At 62.3% G+C, this 4,741-nt stretch carries 3 protein-coding genes and 3 pseudogenes; 4 read left to right on the plus strand and 2 right to left on the minus strand.

Features of this window, described 5'->3' with window-relative positions; all coding sequences use genetic code 11:
- Positions 1–485: 485 nt before the first annotated feature.
- Positions 486–773: pseudogene (locus tag AC5JJ1_RS11990) on the plus strand (transposase); the annotation flags it as partial.
- A gap of 25 nt (positions 774–798) precedes the next feature.
- Here the strand turns inward: AC5JJ1_RS11990 and AC5JJ1_RS11995 are convergent.
- Both AC5JJ1_RS11995 and AC5JJ1_RS12000 read right to left on the minus strand, forming a co-directional pair.
- Positions 799–1,365 carry a 6-pyruvoyl trahydropterin synthase family protein gene (locus tag AC5JJ1_RS11995; protein WP_495785359.1) on the minus strand — a complete coding sequence of 189 codons (567 nt, stop codon included), beginning with the start codon at positions 1,363–1,365 and terminating at the stop codon, positions 799–801.
- Complete coding sequence (locus tag AC5JJ1_RS12000) at positions 1,362–1,505, minus strand: hypothetical protein (protein WP_495785360.1); 144 nt, start codon at positions 1,503–1,505, stop codon at positions 1,362–1,364. The genes AC5JJ1_RS11995 and AC5JJ1_RS12000 overlap by 4 nt, the downstream gene beginning before the upstream one ends.
- Before the next feature lie 222 nt (positions 1,506–1,727).
- Between AC5JJ1_RS12000 and AC5JJ1_RS12005 the strand changes: the two genes are divergently transcribed.
- The 3 genes and pseudogenes from AC5JJ1_RS12005 to AC5JJ1_RS12015 form a co-directional block, all read left to right on the plus strand.
- Complete coding sequence (locus AC5JJ1_RS12005) at positions 1,728–2,237, plus strand: putative pterin-binding protein (RefSeq protein ID WP_495785361.1); 510 nt, start codon at positions 1,728–1,730, stop codon at positions 2,235–2,237.
- A 720-nt stretch (positions 2,238–2,957) separates the two neighbouring features.
- Positions 2,958–3,773 (plus strand): annotated as a pseudogene (locus AC5JJ1_RS12010) (diguanylate cyclase domain-containing protein); the annotation flags it as partial.
- 78 nt (positions 3,774–3,851) lie between these two features.
- Positions 3,852–4,592 (plus strand): annotated as a pseudogene (locus AC5JJ1_RS12015) (putative bifunctional diguanylate cyclase/phosphodiesterase); the annotation flags it as partial.
- Positions 4,593–4,741: the final 149 nt, after the last annotated feature.

The raw sequence follows: 4,741 nt of genomic DNA on the forward strand, positions 1-4,741 counted from the left end.
GCTCAAATCAACCCGTGGGAGCTCCCGCCACTGCCACCCGATGAATAAGAGCGGCTAGATACACCTAAAGAGGCGCTTCCTGATCGGCCGCCCAATCCTCCACCGTCACCTCGGCCTGCGCTACGATCACCGGCCCGGTTCAGCCCGTGCGGCACCGGTGCTCGGCAATCTCTGCATTCACCGACGACGGGTTTGCCTGCTGCTCGTCCGAGAGCTTGAGAACATAGCTGGGGCTCGGCCGATGCCGCGGCTCGAGGGCGGCGAGCCGGCGATACAGAGCCCCGCTCACGGCTGAGCCTCTGTCTCAGGCGCCGCGGCGGCGATGCGCCACAGATCCGCATCGCTGGTACTCTCCGGCAACCCCAGGAAGGCCCACAGCGCTGCGTCGGGCCACTGTGGTCCTGCCCCGGTCCCACGGACACCCTAGATAGGCTGAACGGCCTGAGAGGTGTTGATGGCGGAGAGGAACAGACAGCGTCGGCTCTTTCCGGTCCAAACAGAAGCGCGGCGTCACGCCGACCATCCGACGGGAGATCAGGCGGCGCGCCGCCATCGAGCCGGTGATCGGCCACATGAAGGCGGACGGCCATCTCGACCACAACTTCCTCGCCGGCGCCGCTGGCGACACCATCAACGTCGTCCTCGCTGCCGCCGGCCACAACCTCCGCCTCCTGCGGGCCTGGCTGATCCGGCTTCTTGCGTTCCTTCTCAGCCTCCTCGCGATCAGCGTGACCACGGCCCCGACGCCAACACCGCAGCTCGCCGCGCGCTGAAATCGCGTTCTTCACGGCCGACTACCTACGCTGGCCGGCTTGGGGGTCCCTCCTCATATAAGGCCGAGTTACCTCTGTGCTCCATGACCTCCACGGTTTCCAGCCAGACACGCCCCGCTGTCTGCTCCGTCACGAAGCGCGCGACATGGCCGAACACGTACTCGGCTGTTGCTTCGCAGCCGACCCGTGGCAGCACGCGGAGGGTCACCAAGCCCTTCGTCTCGAGGTGCCGGAAATCAGGTAGGTTGGGGTCGTCCTCCGCGACCAGCATCGTGTGATCGAACATCTCGTGCAGCCATGCCTTGACCGGCTTCAACCCGCCGAAGTCGAAGCACCAGTTGCGGTCATCGAGTTCACGCGCAGCAAAGACGAACCTGAAGGCGAGGGCGTATCCATGGATCAGGCGGCAGTGGGAGTGCGTGGCACGCCACTGCCGAAAGCAGCAGGAGAGCCCTTCGCTGTGGTCGTAGGTCTTCGTCGACCTGTAGACGGGTGCTTTGGCTTGGCCGTTCCTGTCGTAGGCCATTCGCTCATGCATTACGGTGAGTTGAGGACCGACCGCCGTCGCCCGGATCTCCGGCAGTCGGGTCATTCTGTCGCGCCCAGCTCCAGCGCGACGCACTGGTGCGGGTCCTGGAGGACGCGGCCTGTCAAAATGCTGAAAGGCAGGACGTTTTCGAAGCCGGTTACCGTCGGGGGTGCGTGGCCCAGCCGGTAGATCGTCGGTGCCATAGCCATATTAAGTTGGTCCTCCAGGCGTGGAGCTGTCCATCAATAGCATCTATAAGTAGATTTATCTTTCTGTAAACCCACCTCTGGTGATAAACAGCCTTGTACTAAGGTGTGGTGACCCGTCTCCGGACAGTTCCCGGTAGCGGCGATTGCCTGCCGCCGGTCTGACGTCCGCGTGTCACTTGAGGAAAGCGAATGACCCGTTTTGGAACAAGACGCGCCATGGGACGGCTCACCGTGGCAGCCTTGGCCGGCGCCACATCCTTTACATTGTGCCAGCGGGCTACCGCGACGTCACTGCCTCAGCCTTCGGAGCGGCCGATCCTGACGATCAGCGGCAAGGTTGCGGTGTTCAATAAGGGCGACACGGCACAGTTCGACCGCCCAATGCTTGAAGCGTTGGGCCTGTCAGGCTTCGAGACGATGACGCCCTGGTATCCCAGCCCAGTTCGGTTCGATGGTGTCCTCATGGACCGGCTGCTCGAGAGAGTTGGCGCTTCGGGCGACCGAGTTGTCGCCTACGCCCTCAACGATTACAGTACTGAGTTGCCGATCAGCGACTTTGCGACCTACGGCGTGCTTCTCGCCCTCAAGCGTAACAATGAGTACATTTCGGTGCGCGATAAGGGACCGCTGTTCATTGTTTATCCATTTGATAGCAAAACCGAGCTAAGGCACCAGCGGTTCTACGCGCGCTCTGCCTGGCAACTCGCGCGTTTGGTCGTGCATTAGCCGCGCCTGCTACGCCGAAGGCACGTTCTCCAAATGTGGTCCATTGTGGGTGTGTATAGCCGTCGGCTCGGTCGCGTCGCCTGGTTGCTCCTCGCCACCGCTGGCATCGTGCTGGTGCTGGCAGCCGCTTACACCTCCCGCCTCATCGTAGAGCGCCAGGACGTGCTCCAGCAGGTCTCGCGCTACAACAACACGTGGCTCGCTAGCCAAGCCGTTACCGAGCTCGCGCGCTTGAAGGAAAGAATTGCCAGCCATGCGCTGACCGACGGCGTCGTCGATCGGGAAGAAGTGCAACTCAGGCTCGACATCCTGGCGAACCGGGTCGGCCTGCTGCAACTCAGTCGTGTGGCGGAGCTGGCCGCCAGCCGCCCCGAGCTGGGCGACGTCATCGGCGAGCTCGCCACGGCGGTGCAAGCCGCGGGACCGCAGGTCGCGGTCCTGGCCCAAACGGGCCACCGGGAACTGCTCGACCTCCTAGCGCCGCTCGAGCCGAAGCTGGCGAGGCTTGCCGCAGTGGCAAACGTCGAAGGCGGCGACCGCGTCGCGGAGGATCAGCGGCAGCTCAGCCGGCTGCACTGGATTTTTTCGGGTGTCCTCATTGCACTCGCGGCCTGCGGTTTGGTCCTGCTCGCGCTACTGCTGCTGCATAACAGGCTACTCCGCCGCACCCACGGCGAGCTTCACACGCAAAACGAGCGCTTCGACGCAGCCTTGAACAACATGTCTCAGGCCCTTTGCATGGTGGACACGGAGCAGCGCCTGATCGTTTGCAACCAACGCTACACAGAACTCTTCGCCCTGCCACCAGACGCGGCCGCGCCGCGCACGCCCATTGGCGACATCCTGCACAAGATCGCAGCCGGTAACCACAGCATGGGGGAGCTGGCAAGCGCCATCCATTTGAAGCAGGAGATGCTGATACGCGACGAGAGTGCCGGTACCTTCGTTACCGAGCAGAGCGCGGAGCGATCGATTTCCGTATCCCATCGGCCCATGCCTGGCGGTGGTTGGATTGCCACTTACGAGGACATCACTGAGCGCCGCCTCGCCGATGCGCGAATCGCTTATATGGCGCACCATGACGCATTATGCGGTCTACCAAACCGCGTTCTGTTCCGGGAGAGGTTGGAGTACGAAGTGGGTCGCCTCGAACGCAAAGGCGGTTGGCTTGCGATCCTGTGCCTCGACCTCGACCACTTCAAGAACGTCAATGACACGCTGGGCCACCCCGCGGGGGACCTGCTGTTGCAGGTGGTGGCACAGCGGCTGCGTGGTTGCGTGCGCGAGGGCGACACGGTAGCGCGCCTAAGCGGCGATGAGTTCGCTATCTTGCAGCCCTCGCCGGAGCAACCGCAGGACGCCCGGACCCTTGCCGAGAGGCTCGTGAAGGTGCTGGGCATGCCCTACGACATCGATGGCCACCGCGTGGTGATCAGCGTGAGTGCCGGCATCGCGCTCGCACCGCTCGACGGCTACGATGCCGATGATCTGCTCAAGAAGGCAGACGTGGCACTCTACCGCGCCAAGTTCAGTGGGCGCTCGTGCTCTCGTTTCTTCGAACCGGAAATGCGAACGCAACTCCAGGCGCGCCTGACTATGGAGGCGGACTTGAGAGAAGCGTTGGAAGGGCGACAGTTGGAGCTGTTCTACCAACCGCTTTTTAATCTCGAGGAAAATCGGATTCGCGGCTTCGAGGCGCTGCTGCGTTGGCACCATCCAAAGCGGGGATTGGTATCTCCAGAACAGTTCATTCCCGTGGCCGAGGATACTGGCCTTATCGTCCCGATCGGGGAGTGGGTCCTGCAACAGGCATGCAAAGATGCCAGTGGCTGGCCGACCGATATTCGGGTGGCGGTCAACCTGTCGCCGCTGCAGTTCATGAGCCCTCGGCTTGCCGGAGCGGTGGCCGACGCGATGGCGCAGGCGGGATTAGCAGCAAGTCGTTTGGAACTGGAGGTAACAGAGTCGGTTCTATTGCAGGATAGCGAGGTGGTTCTTGGCTTGCTGAATAAGCTGCACGGCATGGGTCTGCGCATAGCGCTGGATGATTTTGGGACCGGGTACTCCTCGCTGAGCTACCTCCGGCGTTTCCCTTTCAGCAAGATCAAGATCGACAGGTCATTCCTGATGGAGCTCACGGACGGCCCAGACAGTGCGGCGTTCGTCGATGCGATCGTAAACATCGCCTCCAGCCTGGGGATGACGTCGACCGCAGAAGGTGTTGAAACTGCGGAGCAGCTAGCGCAGATCCGGCGTGCCGGTTGCACCGATGCGCAGGGCTACTATTTTGGCCGACCGCGGCCCAACACCCATGTCTTGGCTTTGTTGCAGGCGCCCGTGTTGATTGCGGTATAACAACGACATTGTCGAGGGACCTGCGAGCCTCCGGTTGTGCATAGGCTCACCCATTCGACGCCGATCGGCTCCGCAATTGGCTTGGAATGCTCGATTATTGAGGCGGCCCTCATTGTCTTGACCTGATCTGACGAATGGCCAACTTCACG

The organism is Belnapia sp., assembly GCF_059504005.1.